Origin of the sequence: Zobellia sp. B3R18, from assembly GCF_018860715.1 — a bacterium.
GTDB classification, from domain to species: Bacteria; Bacteroidota; Bacteroidia; order Flavobacteriales; family Flavobacteriaceae; genus Zobellia; species Zobellia russellii.
In genome coordinates this window covers 1,194,319-1,218,572 of sequence record NZ_JAHKQG010000011.1, presented here as the reverse complement: position 1 = coordinate 1,218,572, position 24,254 = coordinate 1,194,319, and the positions used below count along the sequence as shown (strand labels likewise).

At 40.4% G+C, this 24,254-nt stretch carries 19 protein-coding genes; 5 read left to right on the top strand and 14 right to left on the bottom strand.

Going from position 1 to position 24,254, the window contains the following annotated elements; translation table 11 throughout:
• Positions 1 to 8: 8 nt before the first annotated feature.
• The 12 genes from KO513_RS11630 to cobA form a co-directional block, all read right to left on the bottom strand.
• Positions 9 to 1,448: a rubredoxin gene (locus tag KO513_RS11630; RefSeq protein ID WP_215913512.1), complete on the bottom strand. Its 1,440-nt coding sequence runs from the start codon at positions 1,446 to 1,448 to the stop codon at positions 9 to 11.
• A 12-nt stretch (positions 1,449 to 1,460) separates the two neighbouring features.
• Positions 1,461 to 4,991 (bottom strand): nitrate reductase, encoded by a 3,531-nt coding sequence (locus KO513_RS11625; protein ID WP_215913511.1) that lies wholly within the window; start codon positions 4,989 to 4,991, stop codon positions 1,461 to 1,463.
• A gap of 141 nt (positions 4,992 to 5,132) precedes the next feature.
• The gene (locus KO513_RS11620) at positions 5,133 to 6,326 is read right to left on the bottom strand and encodes an alpha-amylase family glycosyl hydrolase (RefSeq protein ID WP_252735774.1); all 1,194 of its coding nucleotides are present in this window, start codon (positions 6,324 to 6,326) and stop codon (positions 5,133 to 5,135) included.
• A 190-nt stretch (positions 6,327 to 6,516) separates the two neighbouring features.
• Positions 6,517 to 7,188: a response regulator transcription factor gene (locus KO513_RS11615; protein ID WP_215913509.1), complete on the bottom strand. Its 672-nt coding sequence runs from the start codon at positions 7,186 to 7,188 to the stop codon at positions 6,517 to 6,519.
• A gap of 147 nt (positions 7,189 to 7,335) precedes the next feature.
• The gene (locus KO513_RS11610; RefSeq protein ID WP_215913508.1) at positions 7,336 to 8,640 is read right to left on the bottom strand and encodes an alginate export family protein; all 1,305 of its coding nucleotides are present in this window, start codon (positions 8,638 to 8,640) and stop codon (positions 7,336 to 7,338) included.
• A 44-nt stretch (positions 8,641 to 8,684) separates the two neighbouring features.
• Positions 8,685 to 9,512 carry an ABC transporter ATP-binding protein gene (locus tag KO513_RS11605; RefSeq protein WP_155601150.1) on the bottom strand — a complete coding sequence of 276 codons (828 nt, stop codon included), beginning with the start codon at positions 9,510 to 9,512 and terminating at the stop codon, positions 8,685 to 8,687.
• Between the two features lie 10 nt (positions 9,513 to 9,522).
• A complete protein-coding gene (locus KO513_RS11600; protein ID WP_215913507.1) occupies positions 9,523 to 10,362 on the bottom strand; it encodes an ABC transporter ATP-binding protein in 840 nt (279 codons plus the stop codon).
• An 18-nt stretch (positions 10,363 to 10,380) separates the two neighbouring features.
• Complete coding sequence (locus KO513_RS11595) at positions 10,381 to 11,481, bottom strand: ABC transporter permease (protein WP_215913506.1); 1,101 nt, start codon at positions 11,479 to 11,481, stop codon at positions 10,381 to 10,383.
• 38 nt (positions 11,482 to 11,519) lie between these two features.
• Positions 11,520 to 12,902: a CmpA/NrtA family ABC transporter substrate-binding protein gene (locus tag KO513_RS11590; RefSeq protein ID WP_215913505.1), complete on the bottom strand. Its 1,383-nt coding sequence runs from the start codon at positions 12,900 to 12,902 to the stop codon at positions 11,520 to 11,522.
• Between the two features lie 276 nt (positions 12,903 to 13,178).
• Positions 13,179 to 13,937, bottom strand: coding sequence for a Crp/Fnr family transcriptional regulator (locus KO513_RS11585; RefSeq protein ID WP_252735772.1), 759 nt, complete (start codon positions 13,935 to 13,937; stop codon positions 13,179 to 13,181).
• 9 nt (positions 13,938 to 13,946) lie between these two features.
• A complete protein-coding gene (locus KO513_RS11580; protein ID WP_215913504.1) occupies positions 13,947 to 15,368 on the bottom strand; it encodes an MFS transporter in 1,422 nt (473 codons plus the stop codon).
• A gap of 276 nt (positions 15,369 to 15,644) precedes the next feature.
• Entirely contained in the window at positions 15,645 to 16,418 is a 774-nt protein-coding gene (gene cobA, locus KO513_RS11575; protein WP_215913503.1) for a uroporphyrinogen-III C-methyltransferase, read from the bottom strand.
• 124 nt (positions 16,419 to 16,542) lie between these two features.
• Between cobA and nirB the strand changes: the two genes are divergently transcribed.
• The 5 genes from nirB to KO513_RS11550 all read left to right on the top strand — a co-directional run bounded on the left by nirB (position 16,543) and on the right by KO513_RS11550 (position 22,651).
• Positions 16,543 to 19,059, top strand: coding sequence for a nitrite reductase large subunit NirB (gene nirB / locus KO513_RS11570; protein WP_215436917.1), 2,517 nt, complete (start codon positions 16,543 to 16,545; stop codon positions 19,057 to 19,059).
• A gap of 62 nt (positions 19,060 to 19,121) precedes the next feature.
• Positions 19,122 to 19,499, top strand: coding sequence for a nitrite reductase small subunit NirD (gene nirD, locus KO513_RS11565; RefSeq protein WP_215913502.1), 378 nt, complete (start codon positions 19,122 to 19,124; stop codon positions 19,497 to 19,499).
• Between the two features lie 97 nt (positions 19,500 to 19,596).
• Positions 19,597 to 20,190: a DUF4202 domain-containing protein gene (locus KO513_RS11560; protein WP_215913501.1), complete on the top strand. Its 594-nt coding sequence runs from the start codon at positions 19,597 to 19,599 to the stop codon at positions 20,188 to 20,190.
• Positions 20,191 to 20,220: 30 nt separating this feature from the next.
• Complete coding sequence (locus KO513_RS11555) at positions 20,221 to 22,071, top strand: ATP-binding protein (RefSeq protein WP_215913500.1); 1,851 nt, start codon at positions 20,221 to 20,223, stop codon at positions 22,069 to 22,071.
• The gene (locus tag KO513_RS11550; protein WP_215913499.1) at positions 22,058 to 22,651 is read left to right on the top strand and encodes a precorrin-2 dehydrogenase/sirohydrochlorin ferrochelatase family protein; all 594 of its coding nucleotides are present in this window, start codon (positions 22,058 to 22,060) and stop codon (positions 22,649 to 22,651) included. The genes KO513_RS11555 and KO513_RS11550 overlap by 14 nt, the downstream gene beginning before the upstream one ends.
• Positions 22,652 to 22,663: 12 nt before the next feature.
• On the opposite strand, the gene KO513_RS11545 is transcribed toward KO513_RS11550, so the two are convergent.
• The gene (locus tag KO513_RS11545) at positions 22,664 to 23,119 is read right to left on the bottom strand and encodes a hypothetical protein (RefSeq protein WP_215913498.1); all 456 of its coding nucleotides are present in this window, start codon (positions 23,117 to 23,119) and stop codon (positions 22,664 to 22,666) included.
• Between the two features lie 124 nt (positions 23,120 to 23,243).
• Positions 23,244 to 24,245, bottom strand: a complete 1,002-nt coding sequence (locus KO513_RS11540; RefSeq protein ID WP_215914020.1) for an LLM class flavin-dependent oxidoreductase — start codon at positions 24,243 to 24,245, stop codon at positions 23,244 to 23,246.
• Positions 24,246 to 24,254 lie beyond the last annotated feature (9 nt).

Below are 24,254 nucleotides of genomic sequence, written 5' to 3'. Positions count from 1 at the left end.
TAACAAAATCAGCTCGAAAAATTCAGTTCCGTTTTTTCAAATTGGGATTTTGGTGCTTCACATACCGAACAGGTATAGCTATCGGGCAACTCTTTAAATGTGGTTCCTTTTGGAATATTGTTCGTAACATCTCCATACAACGGGTCATAGACCGTAAAACAGGATTGACATTGGTGAATGGTCTTGGTTTCCTGTTCCTCAACTTTTTTAGGAGTTTTATTTACTTCAACCTCCCTGCCCAGTTGATCAAAGTATTTTTTACTGAGTTCCATTAATAGACCGGGAAGTTCAATCTTATCTACATCTTGGGCGTAGGCCAGATATTTTTGGGTATTGGGATCAAAATTTACAAAATGAAGCACATTATAGGTAGGCCTCACATCAAAATCCTTAACAATGGTAGGCGAACTATTTTTTTCGATAATTACTGAAGCAAAATGGGACCGCTTGCCCACATCATTGCTTATACCAAATGTAAGTCCGTAGGTACTAATATCATTCTGGTCAAAGCTACGGACCAAGAATTTTTTTAGTTCCAACGCTTGGTTATCATCTACCGGCAAATGCCAGTTCATTTCTAGCTGTGAGTGTCTTACGTTTATACCCCATTGCCCTAAAAAGCGTTCCAAGGCGGGTCTACTTTGCTTTTGAATACCTTTTACCACGAAGGATTTCCATGGGGTAATACAGATTTTACCTATGCTATTGTCTAAACAAAAACCGCAGAATTCCTTAAGAAACGATAGATCATACCGGTTGTTTCGCCAATACAGCCCCAGCCAATATTGATCTAGCCCCATACGGTTCATTCCCTCATAATACGGGAAGGTAAGATAGGGTACTTTTAGTTCCTTTTCTATGGTCTTGTTATTTGTATCCAGATTCTTGTTCAAGACAAAAAACAGTTCCTCTACATCTTGAATGTCTTCATAAATATCCTCAATGGCCTTGCATATGGTGGTAATATCCCAACTGTAAATCAAAACAGGGTAATATGTCGCTTTTTCCCATTGTGGCAGCTTTACGTTTAAATACCAATAATCTTCATTTTCCGAAGCTATAAAATTAAGGTTACCACTAAAAAGTGGCACCAATCTTTGTTTGGGGTCTGTGATGTTAATTTTTAATTTCGGCAAAAAATCAAAGCCCTCCAAAATATAGAGATAGGTAGAACCTTTAAGCCAATGGGTCATATCAAAAATATCTGCAGAAACGTATGAACTTACAATATTCTGATACGCTCTATCAGTAATAATATTGGTGTTGAACTTTGATATACGCTCAAGTTGACCTTCTTCTACGCCTTTTAACGGGAAGAGTAAATCCTGCCGGGAACCAAAATAGACTTCATTTAGGCCCGCAGCTTCAAGAAGACCTATAATATCCTTGAGTTCCCCCGGTGAGGTAACTCCTCCTTTTATTAATATGCGGTGCAGATCATCGTTCATAATCCCGTTTTTTTAATTTGCTAATTGTAGTTGTTTGTCCAATATGGCCTTCACTTCCGGTTTGCAACTGCCACATCCTAAACCTGCTCCCGTTTCCGAGCATAACATGTTAAACTCTGAGCAACCACCGGCAATGGCGTCAATAACATTTCCCTCTCCGACCTGATTGCAAGAACATACCAATTTTCCCTTTAGAGGAACGGAAGTTGTTGCCCCTCTAAGCAATTCGTTTCGTTTTTCTGACAGTTCTATTTCTTCTTCTATCAGGCGTTTAAACTCGGCAAACTCATTTTTATCGCCCATTAAAATCGCACCTTTCAACGTATCGTCCTTTACAATGCACTTTTTGTAGAAGCGCTTGCTCACATCCATCAAAATAATCTCTTCGTAACTACTGTCGTCCGAAGGTGCATTTACCATACCAATACTACACAGGTCAAGATTTTCGAACTTCAGGATATTCATAAGAACTGAGCCATTATAGATACTGCTATAATCGCCTAAAATATAGTTAGCGGCAATATCTGCCTGTTGTTCTGCGGCCGATGTTATTCCAAAAAGCGAATTATTGAACTCCGCTATTTCGCCCAGGGCAAAAATAGATGGGTTATTGGTCTGCAAATACGAATTTACCAGAACACCCCTTCTTGTTATTAGATCAGCCTTTTTTGCCAATTCAATATTCGGTCTTGTTCCTATAGCGTAAACAATGGCATTACACTGAATGGTACGACCTGTTTTAAGGTTTACCAACAACCTAAACGGATTCTCTTTTTCCTCAAACACCGTACTGACTTCATTATCAAAATAAAGGTTGATGTTCCTTTCGGTGACATCTTCCGCTAGAAGTCTACTTGCCACCCGATCCAGCTGACGCTCCATTAAACGTGGTGCCCTTTGTACAATACTTATATTGATGTCTATCTTTTTAAGTGCTGCGGCCAATTCCAACCCTAACAGACCTCCACCAACAATTACTACATGTTGTTCTGTTGCTGGTAATCCTGTTTTTTGGAGGTATTGTTTCAATTTGTCCGCATCTCCCCTTTCGCGCATGGTAAACCGCCCCGGGAGGTCTATTTGTACCTCACTTGGTACAAAAGCACGGCTACCTGTGGCCATAACCAGCAAATCGTACGAATGTATCAATCCATCACTATCGGTAACCTGCTTCATCGTTGCATTTACGTCACTAATCCCAATTCCCGAGTGCAAGTTGACGTTCAGCTTTTGTAATTCTCCAGATTTTAACTTCTCCAATGCTTCCCAAGAAAGCTCATCGCTTACATATTCGGGCAATAGTACCCTGTTATAAAAGGGGTCCTTTTCTTTGGAAAACACATGCAATTCGTCTTTTTTATTTTTCTCCCGATAGGATTGAATAAACCGATATGCAGCCGCACCTGCCCCGATAACAATTATTTTTTGAACCGGTTTTACGAACTTCTCTACCTGAACCGCACAGTATTTAAAATCGGGCTCTTTAGAAACTGGGTCAACAATATCATTGGTAAGGTTATTGGCCCTGCCAAAATCATTATTCAGGACCTTTCCCCAGTGCATAGGAAGAAAAACAACACGTTCGCGAATATCAAAATTGATCTTCACTTTTACCTGTACTTCGCCCCTTCTGCTTTTAATAACCGCAATATCTCCCTCTTTTAACTTGCGCAGATAGGCGTCTACCTTGTTCATTTCTAAATAAGGCTGCGGAATATGGGTCAATAAACGTTTTACTTTTCCGGTTTTGGTTCGGGTGTGCCACTGATCCCTTACTCTTCCCGTATTCAATACCAAAGGAAAATCAATATCTGTTTCCTCAGATTTATTATAGAGACTCTTTGGCGCATTAAAATGTGCCTTTTTATCATTTGTATGGAAGTTAAAATCAGTAAACAAACGCGGTGTTCCCGGATGGGTCTTGTGGGGAACCGGCCATTGAAAGCTACCTTCGTTTTTTAATCTTTCATAAGACAGACCTGTAATATCAATATTGGTACCTTTGGTCAAAAGGCAGTGCTCATCATAAACCTCGCTTGCATTGGCGTAATCAAAACCTTCATAACCCATGGCCTGGGCAAAACGCCAAAGAATTTCGGCATCTGGCAATGCTTCTCCCGGCGCATCAATAACCTTTGGTAAATAACTGATCCGTCTTTCCGAATTGGTCATCGTACCTTCTTTCTCCAACCAGCCGGCCGCAGGCAATAAAAGATCGGCAAATTTTGTGGTTTCGGAATTATGGCTAATATCCTGAACTACTACAAAAGCCGCATTTTTAAGGGCCTTTTCAACCTTCTTTACGTTGGGCATACTCACAGCGGGATTCGTACAAATAATCCAAATTGCCTTTAGTTTTCCACTTTCTAGCGCATCAAACATTTCTGTTGCAGTATACCCCGGTTCCGAATTAATTTCCTTTCCTCCCCAAAAATCCGAAACCTCTTTCCGGTGCTGCGGATTGCCCAAGTCTTTATGCGCGGCCAAAAGACTGGCCATACCACCTACTTCACGGCCACCCATAGCGTTGGGCTGCCCCGTTAATGAAAATGGCCCACAACCCGGTTTTCCTATTTGTCCTGTTAACAAAGAAAGATTCAACAGAGACACATTTTTGGAAACCCCTATTACACTTTGGTTAAGCCCCATGGTCCACATACTAATGAACTTATTGGCGTCTCCGATATATTGTGCCGCCTTCCGGATATCCGAAACGGGAACACCACATTTTTCGGACGCCTGCCTAAGGGTAAGGGTAAATGCACTTTCCTTGCAAGCCTCAAAATTTGAGGTGTGTTTTTTAATAAAATTCTTATCTATTTTTTTCTTTTCGATGAGCCATCTTGCCATGGCATTAAAAAGGATAACATCTGTTCCCGGAAGGATTTGTAAATGTATATCTGCCGAAGCACATGTCTGCGTTTTTCGCGGGTCTACAACAATTATTTTAACGTTGGGATTTTCTTCTTTGTGCTGCTCCAAACGTCTATAGAGAATAGGATGGCACCAAGCAGGGTTGGCCCCTGCAATCAAAAAACAGTCTGCCAGTTCAATGTCTTCATACGAAATAGGAACAGAATCTTCACCCAAAGTTTTTTTATAGCCTACCACGGCAGAGCTCATACAAAGCCTACTGTTGGTGTCTACATTATTGGTTCCGATAAAGCCCTTGGTAATCTTGTTCACCAGATAATATTCCTCAGTAAGACATTGTCCGGATACGTAGAAACCGACACTATCCGGCCCATGTTTGGCAATAATGCTTTTAAAAACGGCTGCGGCACGCTCAAAAGCGGTGTCCCAAGCTACTTTTTGCAACGGGTGATTCCTACTCCATCGCATTTGTGGATGCATAATCCGGTCGCTGGTATCTTGGGCAACATAATTCAGGTTTCTTCCTTTAGAGCACAACATACCCTTGTTGGAAGGGTAATCAGGGTCTCCGTCTACCTCAATTTTCCCTTTATTATCAACATCTACCAATATACCGCAACCTACACCACAGTAAGAACAAACGGTTTTATGTGTTTTCTTTTTTAACATTGCTTTTCCTTTTTGATGTAAACACCAAAATTAGATATAGCAAGTTATAAAATTACGTATATATACGTAGTGTTTTTTTCGTAATAGTTTGATGTTTTTATCGCACATCAATAAAAAAAGTGCCCTCTAGCTACTTTTCGATCAATGATACAGGATACGGCCCCAACATGGTGGAACCTCCACAGAAAGACCTGTTTTGTTGGGTATTAGACAATAATCTGGGTTAAGAAAATCCGTAAAATCCTTGGCAAGCAGACCTTTTACGGGAATGTTTACCTTAACAGGTTGGTTAGACATATTTACAATAACGACCACCGTTCCATCCTTTTCTTTTCTAGAAAAGGCATACTGCTCTTTTTTAACCAGCAAAGTTTCATACTTACCCGTAGACAGAGACTTACATTTTTTACGTGCGCCAATAAATTGCTTTATAGCATCTAATAACTTTGGGTGTTTTGCTTGTTTTTTTAGGTTTTCCAGCTCTACACTTGGGCGCAGCAAATCATCACTATGTGCGGACTTTTTCCCTTCAAAACCCCACTCACTCCCGTAGTAAATGGCAGGTATTCCCGGAAGCGTAAATAGTAATAAGTATAGAGGGAATAAGTGTTCTGGTTTCTTTAAAGTACTGGCGGCACGGTTAACGTCATGGTTATCTACAAAAGAATAGAGCGCCAAATCTTTATAAATTCCCTTAGGACCAAAATCCCGTTCAACAGTTTCAGAAATTTTACTGAAGTCCTTTAAATTAAAGCTTTCGTAAATAGGCGTGTGGTAATCGTAATTGGTAACGGAATCTAACATTCTATCATTGGCCCAACGGTTATAATTGCCATGAACCACCTCACCCATTAACCAAAAATGAGGGTTTCGTTTTTTACAAAAGCGCGCAAGTTCTTTCATAAAGTCAAAATCCAACACATCTGCGGTATCTAAGCGCAGGCCATCAATTTTATAGATGTCCATCCATTTGGCAACGGCACTCAAAAGATAATCCCGAACCTCCTTATTTTTAAGATTGAGTTTTACCAATTGAAAATAGCCGGCCCAAGTGTCATAGGTAAACGGGTCTTCTAACGGGCTACGCTTTCCAAAATCTACATTAGAAAACCAATTGATATATGTTGAATTCTTTCCAAACTTCTTAAGATCTTTAAATGCAAAGAAATCTCTTCCTACGTGGTTGAAAACACCATCTAAAACTACACTAATACCCAGCTCATGTGCATTTTTCACCAGAGCAATCAAGGCAGCGTCATCACCTAACCTTCGGTCTACTTTATAATAATCCACGGTATCATACCCATGGCTAGATGATTCAAAAAACAGGACCAATATAAAGCGCGTTGCAACCCAGCTCCTTTATATGCGACAACCAAACGTTGAGCACCGAAAGTCTATTAATGCTGACCGAAACCAAATCATTGGTTTTATCCGCGCCCAGAAGACCCAAGGGATAGATATGATAAAAAATGGCGTGGTCCATATGTGCAAATGGGTACCGAATAAATTTAGAACAGCAGTGCTACACCAAATTAAATTGTTGCGCTTTTTTTGAAAGGTCGATTAGGTTTTTGACTTCCATCTTACGCATAAGGTTAAACCTATGTGTCTCCACTGTACGTTTACTGTTCTGCAATTTTTCGGAAATCTGCTTATTGGTCAAGCCGGATAAAACCAATTTTAATACCTGGAGTTCTTTATTGGTCAAATCAAAAGGAATATTTGTAGGTGTAGCTTTTTTAGGACTTTCAACAGTATTGGTCGTGGAGCTCAATAAACTATTGACCAAAACATTTGAAATATCGCCACTATAGTATTTGCCCCCTTCCCGCACGGCATGAATGGCTTTAAGAAATTCCGTTTTTCCTGTGTCTTTCAACAAATAGCCTAGTGCACCGGCCTTAACAGACTTAAGAATATACTCCTCCGAATCGTGCATAGAAAGGATGATACATTTTACAGGCGAGTTTTGAGCACTCAGTTTTTCAACAGCCTCTATTCCTGTCATGCGTGGCATTCTAATATCTATAATCAATAGATCGGGCGAGTTCTTATTCACCATTTCAATGGCCTCGATACCGTCGGAAGCTTCGGCAATAACTTTTAAATCAGATTCACTCTCCAATAAAGACCTGATGCCATCACGAACCAAAGAATGGTCATCCGCTAAAATAATACTTGTTGTTTGATCCAAAATATGCGTAATTATACGTACAAATATAATCGATTTTTATAAAGGGAGTTACACAAGCTACTATACCGATTTAAAATCTGTTTAAAACAAAAGAACCGCCACAACAAAAAGGTTGTAACGGCCCTATCGAAGCATCTTAAAATAATTTTATTGCTTGGCCGTATTTAAAAATTTAGGCTTCATAGTTAACTGCACCCAAGCCCAATTTTGTGCGCTAGAGGCGTCTGCTTCTGTTACTCCTTTTAATTCATACATGCCATCACTAGCAAACATTTGGGAATAGCCTATGGCCAACCCGTATCCTTTAAAGGTCTTTGCAAAAACCAAATCAACTTCCGTACCTAGGGACTTTTCGCCACTTGGCAACTCCTGCTCGCCACTAAAGTTCAAAACCTTTACCATAAAACTAGAGGTCTCGCCCAAAGCGAACTTAGCACTGGCATGAATATCCGTTAGCCCAACGGAATTAGCATGGTTGCCTACGTAGAAGTAATCCATAAACCCATTAAATTTATGGTTGGTTCCGTAAAGCGGAAAGAAAGCTTCGGTCTTATCCGTAGTACTGGTATCATTTCCACTAATGATTTCGGCCCCTAATCCCAAGGAAACACCTTTAGACACCTTGTAGGTCAAGTCCAATCCCAAAAGATACGCTCCGCTTACATCTACACTATTTTGACGTTCACCTGTCTGAAGGTAAGCATTAAGCGCTGCTCCAAAACTCCCTTTTTTATAGTTTAAATGTGTACCCAGGGTAACCAAATTGCTTACACCATCTGCAACTTGAGCATCTGCATCTCCTGTAAAATTTTGAAAACCATTGTTCATTATCAATCCGCTTGCGGAAAATGCTTCCCCTTTATGTCTCAGATAGAGGTATTGCATACTTTTGTACGAGAAAAACCCGGTAGTATTATAGGCAGTACCAACTGATTGAAACCCTCCCGGATTTGCAGTAGTTGCCGTAAAGTCCTGATTAAAAGCAAGACCCAGGTCCATCATAAATTTTCCTTTTTTGTACTGTAACAAAGCAGCATCATGGTTACGTGCCTGCATGGCCCAATCAACCCCGCCAAGAATTCTTTGATCATCGTAAACAAGCATTTGGCGGCCTATTTTAGTGGAAAAACCTTCCGCTAATTTAATATCTGCCCATGCCTGAAAAACAGAAAAAGAATTGTTACTGTCTTCAGGTTTTAATTGCCTGTTCTCTCCCCAGACCATAACATCTTGCAAGCTCATATAAAATTTAAAGGCTTCGGTTTGATAACCGGCGTTTAGTCGTAAACGTGTTGCAATAGCAAAGCCAGGATCTGCGGCATCTGGAATGATACTCCCAAAACCGTTGCGGTATTCCGTACGGGGCTTGAATTCGCCATCGAGAACAAATTGTGCTGTTGCAAATTGAATCGTAAGCATCAATACAAATAATAGGGTGTACTGTTTTTTCATAATATAGGTCTTAATGTGTGATTGTATTAGTGTTTAGTTATGGTTTAATGTTCTAAGAAGTCTATTAAGTGTTTTCGGTATGTATAGTAATCATCATGTTCCAATACGGATTTTCTGGTTCTAGGCCTTTCAAATTCAATATCTAGAATGTCTCCTATTTTAGCCCTTGGTCCGCTGGTCATCATTACCACACGGTCTGCCAAGAAAATCGCTTCATCCACATCATGGGTGATCATTACCGCCGTAATTTTTTCTTTGTTCCAGATTTCAATCAAAATATCCTGCAATTCACCACGGGTAAGCGAGTCTAGCATACCAAATGGTTCATCTAGAAGTAATACCTTAGGTTTAATGGCAAACGCTCTGGCGATACCAACCCTTTGTTGCATACCTTGGGAAAGTTCAGAAGCTTTCTTGCCAAAAGCACCGTCCAGACCCACTTTATGAAGGTAGTATTTAGCTATATCTTGACGCTGTGCCTTTGTTGCATGAGGAAAAACCTGATTCACGCCTAGCAGCACATTTTCAAGCGCTGTCATCCACGGCATAAGGCTCGGTGATTGAAAGATAACGCCCCTATCCGGACCAGGTCCTTTAACCGGATTTCCCAAAACGGATATATTTCCACCTGAAATAGGGTTAAGGCCAGCTATCATAGAGAGCATTGTAGTTTTACCACATCCGGAATGGCCGATTATGGTAACAAATTCCTCTTTCATTATCTGAAGGTTCAAATGTTCCAGTACCACATAATCTCCTTTTGGTGTGGGGTATACTTTCTTAAGATCGTTCAGATCCAACATTACCTGAGAAGGATAAAAAATACCGTTCTCCGTTGTTCCCAACTCTGTTTTTTCTATTGTTTCGGACATAGTTCTAGGTTTAGGCTACAAAACTTTTAGGTGCTATTTCTGGAAGGATGTATTCCTGTTGTGAAACCGATTTTCTTTGGTCTCCGATATCCATCAAATACTCGATAATGGCATTTCTTGTTTTCTTGTAATTTGGATTATCGTTCATGGCCGTCTTATCCCTAGGCCGTTCAATATCTATTTTAAACTCTGGTCCTAACGTAGCATTTGGACCCGGTTTTAAAGGAATAATCCTATCTGCCATATAGATACCCTCATCCACATCATTGGTAATCAACAATGCCGTGCGTTTATCCTTGCTCCAAATATTTAGTATTTCATCTTGAAGGTTTCCGCGCGTTAAAGCATCCAGAGCCCCTAAAGGCTCATCCATGATTATCATTTCAGGATTCATGGCCAATGCCCTGGCAACCGATACACGTTGCCTCATTCCTCCTGATAGTTCTTTAGGTCTTTTGTTTATAGCAGGGCTTAGACTTACCATTTCCACATAATCGCTAACGCGTTTCTTCAACTCTGCTTTGCTCAACTTTGGAAAAGCTTCTTTGACCGCCATATACACATTTTGCCCAACGGTTAGCCACGGTAGCAAAGAGTAGTTTTGGAAAATAACGCCTCTTTCATGACTGGTATCTACAACCGGACTTCCTTTAAAGAGAACTTCTCCACTTGTAGGTTTTAACAATCCGTTGATAAGGTTTACCAATGTAGTTTTTCCACTTCCGGTAAAGCCTACGATAGCAACAAATTCCCCTTCTTCTATCGTTAGGTTGATGTCGGATAATACGTTTGTAACATTCTCATCCGTACCATAACTCTTGTATACATTGTTTAATTCTAAATATGCCATTAGTTACGATTTTAAGGGTTATGCCATTTCGTTTTTGTTGAAAGAAACCAAGTTCTGCACGGAAAGCATAATCCTGTCCAAAAGGAATCCGATAATACCGATTACGAACATCGCAACGATGATTTTTGCATTGGAGTCGTTGGCCCCGTTCTGAAACTCTTCCCAAACGAAAAGTCCCAACCCTTGACTTTGTGCCAATAGCTCAATTGCTATAAGTACCATCCAAGCTACGGAAAGCGTAATACGCAGACCGGTAAATATCAATGGGAGGGAAGAAGGTAAAATCACCTTAAAGACTTTTTGAAAAGTGCCCAATTTTAAAACTTTGGCAACGTTGATGTAATCTTTGTCTACCGAGGATACACCCATAGCGGTATTTACCAAGGTGGCCCACATGGCACAGAGACCTACGCTTATAAAGGATATTACAAATGCGTTATCCGAACTGTCTCCTATGTAAAGTGTCTTTACGATCATGAAGACCAACAAATACCAAACCACGGGGGATACTGGCTTGAAGATTTGAATGAACCAGTTGAATGCACTACGCAAAGATGGGCTCAACCCTATGATAATACCGATTGGTACAGCAATTAAAAGTGCTAATAAGAATCCCGCAAAAACTGTTTTTATACTTGTAAGAACGATATCCACAAAAGAAGCTCGGCCTGTGTAAACAATAGCATCCTTGCCTTGTGCTACTAACTTAGCATTCATGGTGGACATCTTTTCTTCAAACGCTGCCTTATCCGCAGTTATAACTTTGTGATCTGCAATTAGAGATTGAAGCGAACTCCATACTTGAGAAGGAGAAGGCAGCGTATTGGGTTGGCAACTACTGTCTCCGGATGCGATACATGCACGCTCTGCGTCCGCAGCTTCCTGGCCACGCTCCGTTAGTGCCTTTTCAATTTTATAGGCTGCTTCCTTATTGTAAAGTGCCTTAGACCCTAAATGCCATAATCCTAAGAACAATAGAACGGACAATACGGTAATACCTGTTTTCTTCAAGGACGAAAAAATATCACCCTTTTGAAATTTAGGGGTAAGCTTAGCTACCACCGGCTTTAAGAATGCAAGTCCTTGACCTTCCTTTTTAAGTGTTATATCTTGTTCCATAATACATTAATTTTGCTTCGATTTACTTACTCTGTATCTTAATCCTTGTTTCCTATGGAGAAACTATTGATATATCCTATTGGATCTTTTGCATCAAACGATGTACCGTCTATAAAGTCTGTAGTAGCTGGTTTGTACCCGTCCGTATCAGGAACATCACTGGATGGAATTTGACCTTCCACCACTAAAAGTTCCGCAGCTTTTTTCCAGATGTCAGGACGATAGATATCCTTGATCGTTTCACCGTACCACTCAGCTGATTTTGTTTCTGGAATCTGTCCCCATCTTCGCATTTGAGTTAAGAACCAAATACCGTCCGAGTAAAAAGGATATGTAGCATTGTACTTGTAGAAAACATTAAAATCAGGCATCTCACGCTTATCTCCTTTTTCAAATTCAAACGTACCGGTCATGGAGTTTGCCAAAACCTCTTCAGGTGCACCAACATACTGGGACATTGAAAGAATTTTTACGGCTTCGGCCCTATTTGATGGCTCATCTAACCATTTTCCTGCTCTGATTAATGCTTTAGTAACGGCTATGGCCGTATTTGGATTTTCGTTTACAAATTTCTCCGTCATAACAAACACTTTTTCAGGGTTGTTCTTCCAGATATCGTAATTAGTAGTTACAGGTACACCAATACCTTTAAATACCGCTTGTTGGTTCCAAGGCTCTCCTACACAGTAACCATAGATAGTTCCTGACTCCAATGTAGCTGGCATCTGTGGCGGTGGTGTTACGGACAACAACACTTCAGCATCTATCTGGCCCTGCACGTTATCCGCAGTATACATACCTGGGTGAATACCCGCTGCTGCCAACCAATAGCGAATTTCATAGTTATGTGTAGATACAGGGAACACCATTCCCATTTTGAACGGTTTACCACTATTCTTATACTCGGTAATAACTGGTTTAAGAGCGTCTGCCTTAATCGGGTGTATAGGTTTTCCCTCTGAATCTGCCGGTACATTTGGCTTCATTTTAGACCAAACATCATTGGACACCGTTATTCCGTTACCATTCAAATCCATTGAAAAAGGAGTTACCAATTTGGCTTGTCTACCAAAACCGGCTCCTGCCGCAATTGGTTGTCCCGCCAACATATGAGAACCGTCCAACTGGCCATCTATAACGCGATCTAAAATGTTTTTCCAGTTAGATTGTGCTTCTACGGAAACAAACAGCCCTTCATCTTCAAAGAAGCCCTTTTCCTTGGCTATGGCCAAAGGAGCCATATCCGTTAGCTTTATAAATCCGAAAGTCAATTGCGGTTTCTCAATATCCAACATCTTTGTTTTTGATGCCACAGCTTCTTCCGTAGAAGCTTCGGTCTTTTTTGCTTCTTTTCCTCCACAAGCCATCACAACTGCAGCCAAACTCGCAAATAATGATGCTTTTGTAAAAATGGTTTTCATATTCAATTGGTTTTAATTAAACTACGTATTAATACTTACTTTTGACAAATGTATACGTAATCGTTTGATCTACATATGGTATATCATAGGTTAAACCCTCTTTTTACACCAGCTCTAAAATTGCTATTACACATTATTAAACCTGCCAAAAAACATGTTTATATTATTTAATACTGAATTTCAACATGTTAGAACACACCTATCTATTTGAGTATAGATACGTAGTGGTACGGATTAATAAATATTGAGTAATTGTAGGGAAAGTGTACGGTTTACTTAACTGTCCAAATAAAAGTTATGCTCGGATATTTCCCGTTTGAGAAGCGAGCTATCAATAATTTCAACACGCTTGCCTTTTGTGTCAATCAAATTATCCTTCTTTAGTGCAGAGAATACTCGTATAACTTGCTCTTCCGTAGTTCCGGCATAATTTGCATACTCCCTTCTACTTAAAGCGACATTGATAAAATTATTTTTTCTACCAAATTTTCGCTCTATATAAATTAGGGTGTCTATGACACGCTCACGAACAGTCATCTGTGAAATTGATTTTACTTTAGCCTCACTTCTATTGAGCTCATTGGCATAAAATAACATGAGATCGTATGTAAAATTGGGCGCTGTTAATAGTACTTTTTGCAGGTTTTCTTTTGAGAAATAACAAAGGTTGGTATCCTCCAGGGCCATAGCACCGATACTATAGTATTCGTGGGTTCCAAACCCCCTATGCCCAATTATTTCACCAGAGTTGGCAAAGCGAACGATTTGCTCCCTTCCGTTAATACCGGTTCTAAAAACCTTAACTTTTCCAGATTGAATAAAGAACAAGCCGTTTACGGGAGCTCCTTCCATAATAAATTGCTGGCCCTTTTTACAAGTGAACTCCCTCTTTTCCTCAACAAATTCCGATACCAATGCACTAAGTCTTAAGTTTCTTTTAATAAGACAACCACTATTTGTACAGTCCTCACAAGAAGTGTGGGCCATTTTTTTCTTGGTTCGAGCCGTATTCGTATTTGCCTGTGTAGAAATCATATTGACTTTTTACTTATCCGCTACAGCAAACTTAGGCGTATTGGCCTTGTTCATTTCTAAAGCCGTAGCCTTCTCGTCTTCTGTGGAGAATTTTATTGCTAGCGATAGACCAGCTGCAACAACAACACAAATTCCTATAACAAAGTACCCACCTGATACTGCTGTAGAAGCTGCAGCGGATTGCGCTGCCCTAACCGCCTCTTCTCCCAAGCTTGTATTTGCGGCAATCGCTTGGGTTTCGGCCAAAGCGGATTGTGATTTGAGAAACATTGCCGCAACAAAGGCCCCAACGTTTCCGCCCGCTCCTACAATGCCCGAAATAGAACCAATTGCTTTTTTATTAATGAACGGCACAACGGAAAAAGTAGCTCCTTCAGCCATCTGAACGGATAGACTAAACGCTATCAAAAATAAGATACCAAAGGCAATACTTGTAGTAGTTGAAAATATGGTAAGCATACAACCTTCTATAGCTAAAATTATCCCCAAGAACACAACTCTACCTCGCAATCCTTTCATTTTCCCGAATCTATCTCCAAAGAAACCTCCCAAGGTTCTTGCAAAAATATTCATTAAGGCAAACGATAAAACCAGATTACCCGCCGTAGAGCGCATTAGGCCAAACGTATTTTGCAAGTAATCATCCATTGTTCCATATACGGTAAGCTCCATTCCAAAAGAGGCGGCATATACTACAAATAGTATCCACACCCGATAATCCTTTAAAACACTTACAAAGCTTTCCTCATCTTTCTTAAGTTTGGGCATCTTACCCTCTTTCTTAAGTTGAGCAAAATTACCTTCCGGAGTATCCTGTGTAAAAAAGTAATAAACCACTCCCATTAGCATTGCGATTACACCGGCAATTACCATAGAATAACGCCATGCTACCTCATCCGCAACACCAAAACTCACCACGGCAGCCGCAATTAACGGCATTCCCAAACGGTTGGCGCCACCTCCTAAATTTCCCCAACCTGCAGATGTAGCATTGGCCGTACCCACAATATTAGGAGCGAACATTATAGAAGTATGAAACTGGGTAATTACAAACGATGCCCCAATAAAGCCTATGAACAAACGGCAAATTAAAAATTGAGCAGGTGTTTGAACGAATCCAAGTAATATAACAGGTATAGCTCCTATAAGAAGTAAATACGTATAACATAATCTGGGGCCATATTTATCACATAATTTCCCAATGAGAAGACGTGCGAACACCGTTCCGGTTACCGCCAATATAATAGAGTTCCATTTCTGCTCAGGAGTAAGCCCTAAGTCCTTGACAACATCCGGCATGAACGGTACAATACCAAACCATGCGAAAAAACAGATAAAGAATGCTACCGAAGTTATCCAAAACGTACGAATGGGCATACTTTTAATATTTCCGAGTTTTAAGCTGGTCGCTTTTTTAGATTGTGTTTCCATAATACAGATGTTTTAGGTTCAACAATATTCAAAACTACGTATATTTATACGTATTACTACGTATATTTCTAAAATATGTCATATTACTAAGTATTTTTACGTGAACAAAAAATATATTGAACCAAAAAACAGATATCTAAAAAAAGTGCTGTATAAAATAACAATATCATATTCCCGCCAAAAAAAGAGCTCTGCCATATGCCTTACACAGACACAAGACAGGGCTTTTAGCAGAGGCTCCAGTTCAAAATATACGTACGTAAACCTATTTAGATTTTAGAAACTAGAATGGAGTACACGCTGCACTTCTTCCTCAAAAAAAGCCGGATGCTCGGCCACTACATCACCTATTACTATAATACCGGGTTTAGAGCAATCAATACTAGATTTCCCTGAAGCCATACTACCCAATGTACCCACAATACAGGATTCATTTGGCATTGTGCCATTTTGAATTACAGCCATTGGAGTTAAGGACCCCCTATATTTATTGATCTCTCTAATTATTTCCGATAATTTTCTCACTCCCATTAATATAACCATAGTTGCGGAAGACTGCGAAGCGAACTTTAAATCTTCTGAGAACGAACCATCTCTTTTTGTTGCCGTCATTACCCAAAAACTACTACTAACACCTCTCTGTGTCATAGGTATTCCTTGACTAGACGGAACAGCTATCGCACTGGAAACTCCAGGTATCACGGTTACAGGAATACCAAAAGATTCCACATAGGCTATCTCTTCATGGGCTCTACCAAAAACAAATGGGTCGCCCCCTTTTAAACGAACCACATGACCTCTCTCAAATGCTTTTTCTACTATTAGGATGTTAATATCATCTTGATTGAACGAATGCATTCCACATCGTTTACCTACGTATATTTTTGGAATACCGGCATCAATCTGTTTTAATAATTCTTCATCTATTAATGCGTCGTACAAAACCACATCGGCCGACCTTAAAGCCTTTAAACCCCTTATGGTAATAAGGTCTGCGCTTCCCGGACCCGCTCCTATCAATGTAACTTTTGGCTCTTTTACTGTTTTCATAACTAGCAGTTTTAAAGGGTTGTTTTATTAATTCCTCAACAAAACTACGTAATTATTTCGATAAAAACAGATATTTTATACGTATTTATACGTAATATTGCTAAGTAGTTTAAAATCGAAGCCTATGAAAACCATTATTGTTGTCGGAAACGGCATGGTCGGATATAAGTTCTGTGAGAAAATCGCAGCCCGAGAAGAATCTGAAAATTTTAAGATTATCGTTTTCGGTGAGGAACCAAGAGCGGCGTACGATCGTGTACACTTAAGCGAGTTCTTTGGAAATAGGGATGCCAAAGCCTTGGAACTTGCCCCTATGAGCTGGTATACAGAAAATAAGATAGAACTGATCGTTAATGAACGTGTTACGGACATTCACCGTAAAACAAAAACGATAACCACTGGAAGTGATAAAGAATATGCATACGACTACTTAGTACTGGCCACAGGCTCAAGTCCTTTTGTACCTCCTATAAACGGAGTAGAGAAAGAAGGTGTCTTCGTATACCGCACCATAGAGGACCTAGAAGCTATGCTCAACTATGCGGAAAAGATTAAAGCAAAAAAATCTAATGGTCGTGCGGCAATATTAGGCGGTGGTCTTTTGGGGTTAGAAGCAGGTAAAGCCGTAATGGATATGGGTCTAGAACCCCATGTTGTAGAGTATGCCCCAAAACTTATGCCAAGACAACTGGATTCCCGAAGTAGCAATGTCCTTCAACTTACCTTAGAGAATATGGGCATTAACATACATTCCGGAAAAGCTACAAACCGTATTCTAGGAAACGGTGCCATTACAGGAATGGACTTTGGCGAAGATGATACCTTAGAAGTAGACATGCTCGTAATTTCAGCAGGTATTAGACCTCGTGATGAACTCGGAAAAACTTGTAATCTAGAAATGGGAGTTCGCGGTGGCATTGTTGTAAATGACAGAATGCAGACCTCAGACCCTAATATATTCGCTATTGGCGAAGTGGCACTGTACAACCAAATGATTTACGGACTCGTAGCCCCAGGTTATGAAATGGCCGAAGTGGCCGTAAACCAAATTATAGAGAGCTCCGAAGTGGTAATGCGCTCAGAAATTGATATGTCCACAAAACTAAAACTGATCGGTGTTGACGTGGCTAGTTTTGGAATACCTTATATGCCTGCGGACAAGGGCCTTTCTATTATTTATGAGAACAAGACCAAAGGGTTGTACAAACGTATAAACGTAAGTCACGATGGCAAAACCCTATTAGGAGGAATTATGGTAGGTGATGCCGAGGATTATAGCATTCTACACCAAATGTATCTTAACAATATTCCTTTGCCCGATAATGCCGAAGAGCTCATTGTTGGTGCCCGTGGCGAAGGAGGTTCCGCATTTGGCAGCGCCATGGATTTACCGGACACGGCCGTAATCTGTTCCTGTGAAGCTGTCACCAAAGGAGCCGTTTGCTGTTCCGTAATAGACGATGGCAATGAAACCGTAAAGGACGTAGCCAAAGCAACCAAAGCCACAACAGGCTGTGGAGGATGTAAGCCCATGGTTGCCGACCTGGTAAAAGAAAGCCTAAAAAGCCTTGGAAAAACGGTTAAAGAAAGCATCTGCGAGCATTTTGACTATTCCAGACAAGAACTTTTTGATATAGTTAAGCTTAAGGATATTAAAGATTATGACCAATTGCTGGACGAAGTAGGAAAAGGACATGGCTGTGAGGTCTGCAAACCCTTGGCCGCTTCAATTTTTGCCAGTATATACAATGAAACGGCCAATCGTCAAGAAACCATACAAGATAGTAACGATCGTTATTTGGCCAATATACAGCGTAACGGAACCTACTCAGTCGTTCCTAGGGTAGCTGGGGGTGAAATTTCGCCCAAGCAATTAATGGCCATGGGTAGGATTGCCAAGAAGTACGACTTGTACACAAAAATAACGGGAGGACAACGTATTGATATGTTCGGTGCTAAATTGCACGAGCTGCCCCTTATTTGGGAAGAACTTATTGCCGAAGGTTTTGAAACCGGTCAGGCTTATGGAAAATCGCTACGTACGGTAAAGAGTTGCGTAGGTTCTACTTGGTGCCGATACGGAATGGACGAAAGCGTAAGTTTTGCCATAGAAATTGAAAACAGGTACAAGGGTATACGTTCTCCCCATAAATTTAAAGGCGGGGTTTCCGGATGCATCCGCGAATGTGCCGAAGCCCGAGGTAAAGATTTTGGATTCATTGCCGTTGAAGGCGGGTGGAATGTTTACGTAGGCGGAAACGGTGGGGCCAATCCAAAACATGCCGAGCTACTGGCCGAAAAAGTGGACAAGGAAACTGCCATTACATATGTAGACCGTTTTATGATGTTCTATATAAAAACAGCTCCGCCACTTACAAGAACCGCGGCTTGGCTAGACAAACTGGAAGGCGGTATTACCTATCTTAAAAACGTAGTTATCAATGACTCACTAGGTATTGCGGAAGAACTGGATGCGGATATGCAAAAATTTGTTGATACCTATAAATGTGAGTGGAAAGAAGCCGTAGAAACTCCAGAAATAAGGGAACGGTATACCCACTTCATTAACTCGGACGAACCGGATGATAATATAGAATTCGTATCGCTTCGTGATCAAAAGATGCCTAAAGAATGGGCTTAATAGAACTTGAAAATCACGAAAAAAAGTGACAAACAGAGTAATCCCAAACTAAAAACAACATTATGATCGCAAATCTAAGTACATATGAAACCGTACAGCCAGATAACGTAAAAGTCTGGTTTAAAGCAGGACCCGCCAGCAAATTCCCAAAAAATGGCGGGGCATGTATAAAATATAAGGACAAACAAATTGCCATTTTCAATTTTACACGCCAAGCCACTTGGTACGCGTGCCAGAATCTTTGTCCGCATAAAATGGAAATGGTACTTTCCCGAGGAATGATCGGAGAGGAAGATATGCAACCAAAAGTAGCATGTCCGCTTCATAAGAATACGTTTTCGCTAAAAACAGGAGAAAACCTAAACGGGAGTTTGGATGCCATTGCCACCTACCCGGTTAAGGTAGAAGGGGAATTTGTGTTCGTTGGCTTTTCGGAATAAGTGATTTTTTCGGCAAAACTTTAGAAAGACGTTATAGCCATGCAATAGATTCTCTACAGGTCTCAAGGTATTTGTATCTTAGACCAAAATTAAACTTATGGCCATTTCCGATAAATTACAGCAAGCCTTTTCTTTGTTCGATAAGGCAAACGAGCAAGATCCCCATACAGAAATAACCCCTTCTGGGAAAACATATCCTAAAGAATTGCTTTATGCACTTCGTATGACGGAAAAACTGAACAACTTTGCCCCCAAAGCATCAGAAGCCTTGCAATTAACGGCAAGATGTCAACATATATGCAGATGGGAAATTCCACGGGAATCTTATGAAATGAACCGTACGGGGTATCTTAAATGGCGCCAGGACCTAAAAAAATTCCATGCCCAAAAAGCTTCTGCTATTCTTGAAGAAGTGGGTTACGATCAAGAAACCATTGAGAAGGTCGCTTTTTTATTGGAGAAGAAACAATTAAAGAAAAATGAGGACACACAAACTTTGGAAGATGTTATTTGCTTGGTGTTCCTTGAACATTATTTTGAGCCCTTTGCGTCTCAGCACGATGAGGCCAAGGTAATTGACATTCTTCAAAAAACATGGCGAAAAATGTCCGAAGAAGGGCATGAAGCCGCATTAAAACTGCCCCTTTCCAAGAATTCACTGGAGTTGGTTTCAAAAGCCATTGCAGGTTAATTTAAGGAATAGCAATAGTACCCATGTACCATGTCAAAAGAAAAAAGCCAATTACCGCTTGACTCTGAAACCTTTCTAAGTATAAGAAAGTGGTACCTATGGGCTTTGGCCGGTATTGCAATTACCATTATAGTCTCTCAAATTCTTATTCAGTTGCACCTTAATTCACAGCTGAGTGATTCCAGAGTCATTAACGTGGCAGGTTTCCAACGGGCCTATAGTCAAAAATTGACCAAAGAATTATTGCTCATAAAAGATGCGTTTCCAAATAATTCCATTACCAAAAATGTAACGGCCCTCTCTAAAACCATTTCAATTTGGAAACACTCCCATTTGGCATTACAGAACGGAGATGCGGAAATAGGAATTCCTAAAGAGACCCATGTTGAAATACTAGAGTTATTCCAGAAGCTAGAACCCCATCATGCGGCCATGGTAGGGGCCGCAGAAAAGATAATCCAATCCTACCATGACAAAAGTCTAGACAAGGCCAATCTAGAAGAAAATGTTGCCGTAGTTCTCCAAAATGAGAACAGTTTTCTTCAATTGATGGACGATATCGTAAACCAATATGATCAACGGAGCAAGGAACAGTTAAAAATCCTTAAGCGAAAGGAATATGTTCTACTTGGCATTTCATTGCTCATATTATTACTAGAAATATTGTTCATTTTTCGTCCTCTTTCTTTACAAATTAGAAAGACCATTGGCGATTTAATGCAAAACCAAGTAAACTCGGAAGCACGGGCAAAAGAGGTTCAGCAGCTTTATTCGGAAAAGGAGAAATCCCTTCAGGAACTACAGGAGCTTAACTTTGTAATAGACAATGCCGCATTGTTTGCCAGTACCAGAAAAGATGGGAGCATCGTTTTTATAAGTAAAAAATTCCTAGAGCTATTAGGGATAACCGAAAAGCAACTGAACAAGCCTCTTTCCGAAATTTTGACGGCTGATCAAGGCCAGCAAGAATACCTTAGGGAGGTTCTAAAGAACAATAGAAAAAACGTAATCCGTACAGAAGAGATTAAAATTACCACCCTAAAAGGAAAACACTTTTGGCTGGATATGTCCATAGTACCCATGCATCAATCCAGTAGACAACAGAGTATTCTAATTCTTTGTTCGGATATTACGGAACGGAAAGAAAACAGCATAAAAGTAGAGCAGCTTACCCAGCAGAATTTTGAAGCCCGCATGTTACAGAAAAAAGTACAGGCAAGCCAAATTGTTGAGGGCCAGGAAGAAGAGAGAAAACGGATTGCAAAGGACATTCATGATGGTATTGGCCAAATGTTGACCGCCCTAAAATTCAATATAGAATCCATTGACCCTGAAAACAAGGCTAAGACTATTGAAAAGATTGCCTATTTAAAAACTTTGACTTCAGATTTGATAAAGGGTGTGCGTACGGCAACTTTTAACCTAACACCACCGGAACTGAGCGATCACGGTATTTTTCCGGCACTTCAAAAAATGACTGCCGAGCTTTCTAAACTCACGGGTAAAACTATTCTTTTTGATAACCGGACCGATGAACACATTAGGTTTGACTCCTTGGCCGAAACCAATGTCTATAGAGTAGTACAAGAGGCGGTAAACAATGCCATAAAATATGCCGAAGCCAATTATATTTTGGTGACCATTAATTATAAAGATGATATCTTAAGTGTTGTTATTGACGATGACGGCAAAGGTTTTGACGATTCTATTTTGGGTCAAGTACCTAAAAACAATAGTGAAGGCGGAATGGGACTCTTTTTTATGAAAGAGCGCATAGACTATATTAACGGTAGGCTATTTATAAATTCTATTCCCGGCGAAGGCACTCGTGTCACTATAAATTATAAAACAGAAAAAGAAGAAGAACATGGAGCGGAATGAACTGTACCCCGTATTTCTTAAAGTATCCAATCTAAATATTTTAATCGTGGGCGGAGGAAACGTAGCCTTGGAAAAATTGACTTTCCTTTTAAAATCAAGTCCTAGTGCCCAAGTGGAAATGGTATCTCCTTTTTACAGGGAAGAAACTATTGCTCTCGCGACCAAATTTGGTATTGTTATGTATTTAAGCGACTACAATAAATCTTTCTTAAAAAGCAAACACATGGTCGTTGCCACTACCGATAAGGTAGAAGTAAACGAACAAGTATACCATGATTGTAGGGCGGAGAGCATTTTGGTAAACGTAGCGGACAACCCTCCTTTCTGTGATTTTTATATGGGTGGAATCGTTACCAAAGGAAACGTAAAAGTGGCTATTTCTACTAACGGAAAATCGCCTACCACAGCTAAACGTTTGCGTCAGTTTTTTGAGGATGTCATTCCTGAAAATATAGACGACCTGGTGAAGAACCTCAACGAATTCAGAAAAACAATTAAAGGCGACTTTGAAGAAAAAGTAGAAACCTTAAACGAGTTTACCAAGGGTTTGGTCAGCAAAAAAGACAAGGACCCTAACTAAGCCTATACGCGATTACAAAGTGTACCATGTTGCCCAAAGCCTAAAAACAAAGGTTGCCCCAAGGCCAAAAATGATATGGGCACCCACAAGCTGAATTAGAAACAATTGTAATTCTATTTTGGGCGGAGCGCTATGAAACCGTATCATGGTCAACCAACCCAACACACCAAATAGCCCCAATATACATCCAAGAACAATGGCCAACCACCATGTAGGATGGTTTTCCGTTAAACAGAAATAGGCGGCCATGGCTCCTGCAAAAAGAAAGCCCGTTAGATAGTGGAATATCCAGCCCCAAATACTATCCTCTGCAACTTCAATGTCTAAGCGTTTGGAACGGTCCAAGAATTTATTGAGAAGTTTGGGCTCGCCAAGTTCAGCATCGCACAATTGCCCCACCAAATAACTGAAAGCGGTCATCAAAGTAGTACCAACGAGCCCTGCTAAAAGAATTTTTGATAACTCCATTTGGGTAGGTTTAAAGCATCCAAAGAAAGGTAATCAATTCAAAATTAGTTAATTCAAATAAACAAAAATCTTTCGCAATCGAATATTCGGAGCAGGTCTCTATCTTTTTAACACCTCGGTTTCCCTATAATTCCTGCATAACTTCGGAAAAAAGTCGGAATGAATTTATTCTATCTTGCTGATTATAAATATGTGAGACCGCAATAATCTCGTTTACGCCCGTCTGTTTTATAAATTCCGCTGTTTTCTCTTTTACCGTAGCTTTACTTCCCACAAAAGCATACTTCAACATTCGCTGAAAAGCAGGGTCTACGGAAATCTGTTTAAGTTCTGCCGTCATTTTCACCGGCGGTTGCATATAATCTATCTTTCCTGTCATCACGCCCAACATTAAGCGCAACATAGAAGTAGAAATGGTATCTGCCTCCTCATCGGTTTCTGCTGCTACAACATTTACACCCGCCATGGTATACGGCTCGTTCAGGTATTTTGAAGGCTGAAAATTATTATAATAAATTTGCAGGGCCTCTTGGAGCTGACTAGGAGCAAAGTGACTTGCGAACACATACGGAAGCCCTTCTTTTGCCGCTAAATGGGCACTATCCGTACTGGAACCCAAAATATAGATGGGCACCTCTACGCCTTCGGCAATGGGAACCCTAACTTTGGCATTTTGGTTCTCTTTTGAAAAATACTGCTGAATGTTATGCATTTCTTCAGGAAAACGATACACGGCCTGCATTCTATCTGGACGAATGGCATTTGCCGTTACCTGATCCGTGCCAGGAGCTCTACCCAACCCTAAATCTATCCGATCAGGATATAATGATGCCAAGGTACCAAACTGCTCCGCTATGAGCAGAGATGAATGGTTGGGCAACATAATACCCCCGGACCCAACACGTATTTTTTTGGTTCCTCCGGCAATATGCCCCATAAGTACTGTAGTTGCAGAACTGGCAATGCTTAACATGTTATGGTGTTCGGCCAACCAAAAACGGTTGTATCCAAACTCCTCGGCCTTTTGTGCCAATTCAAGACTATTATCAAAAACTTCCTTAGGCTTAAAACCGGCTCCAACGGTTGCCAATTCTAATATGGAATATGGTATCTTCTTATCTGTCATCTTCATTAC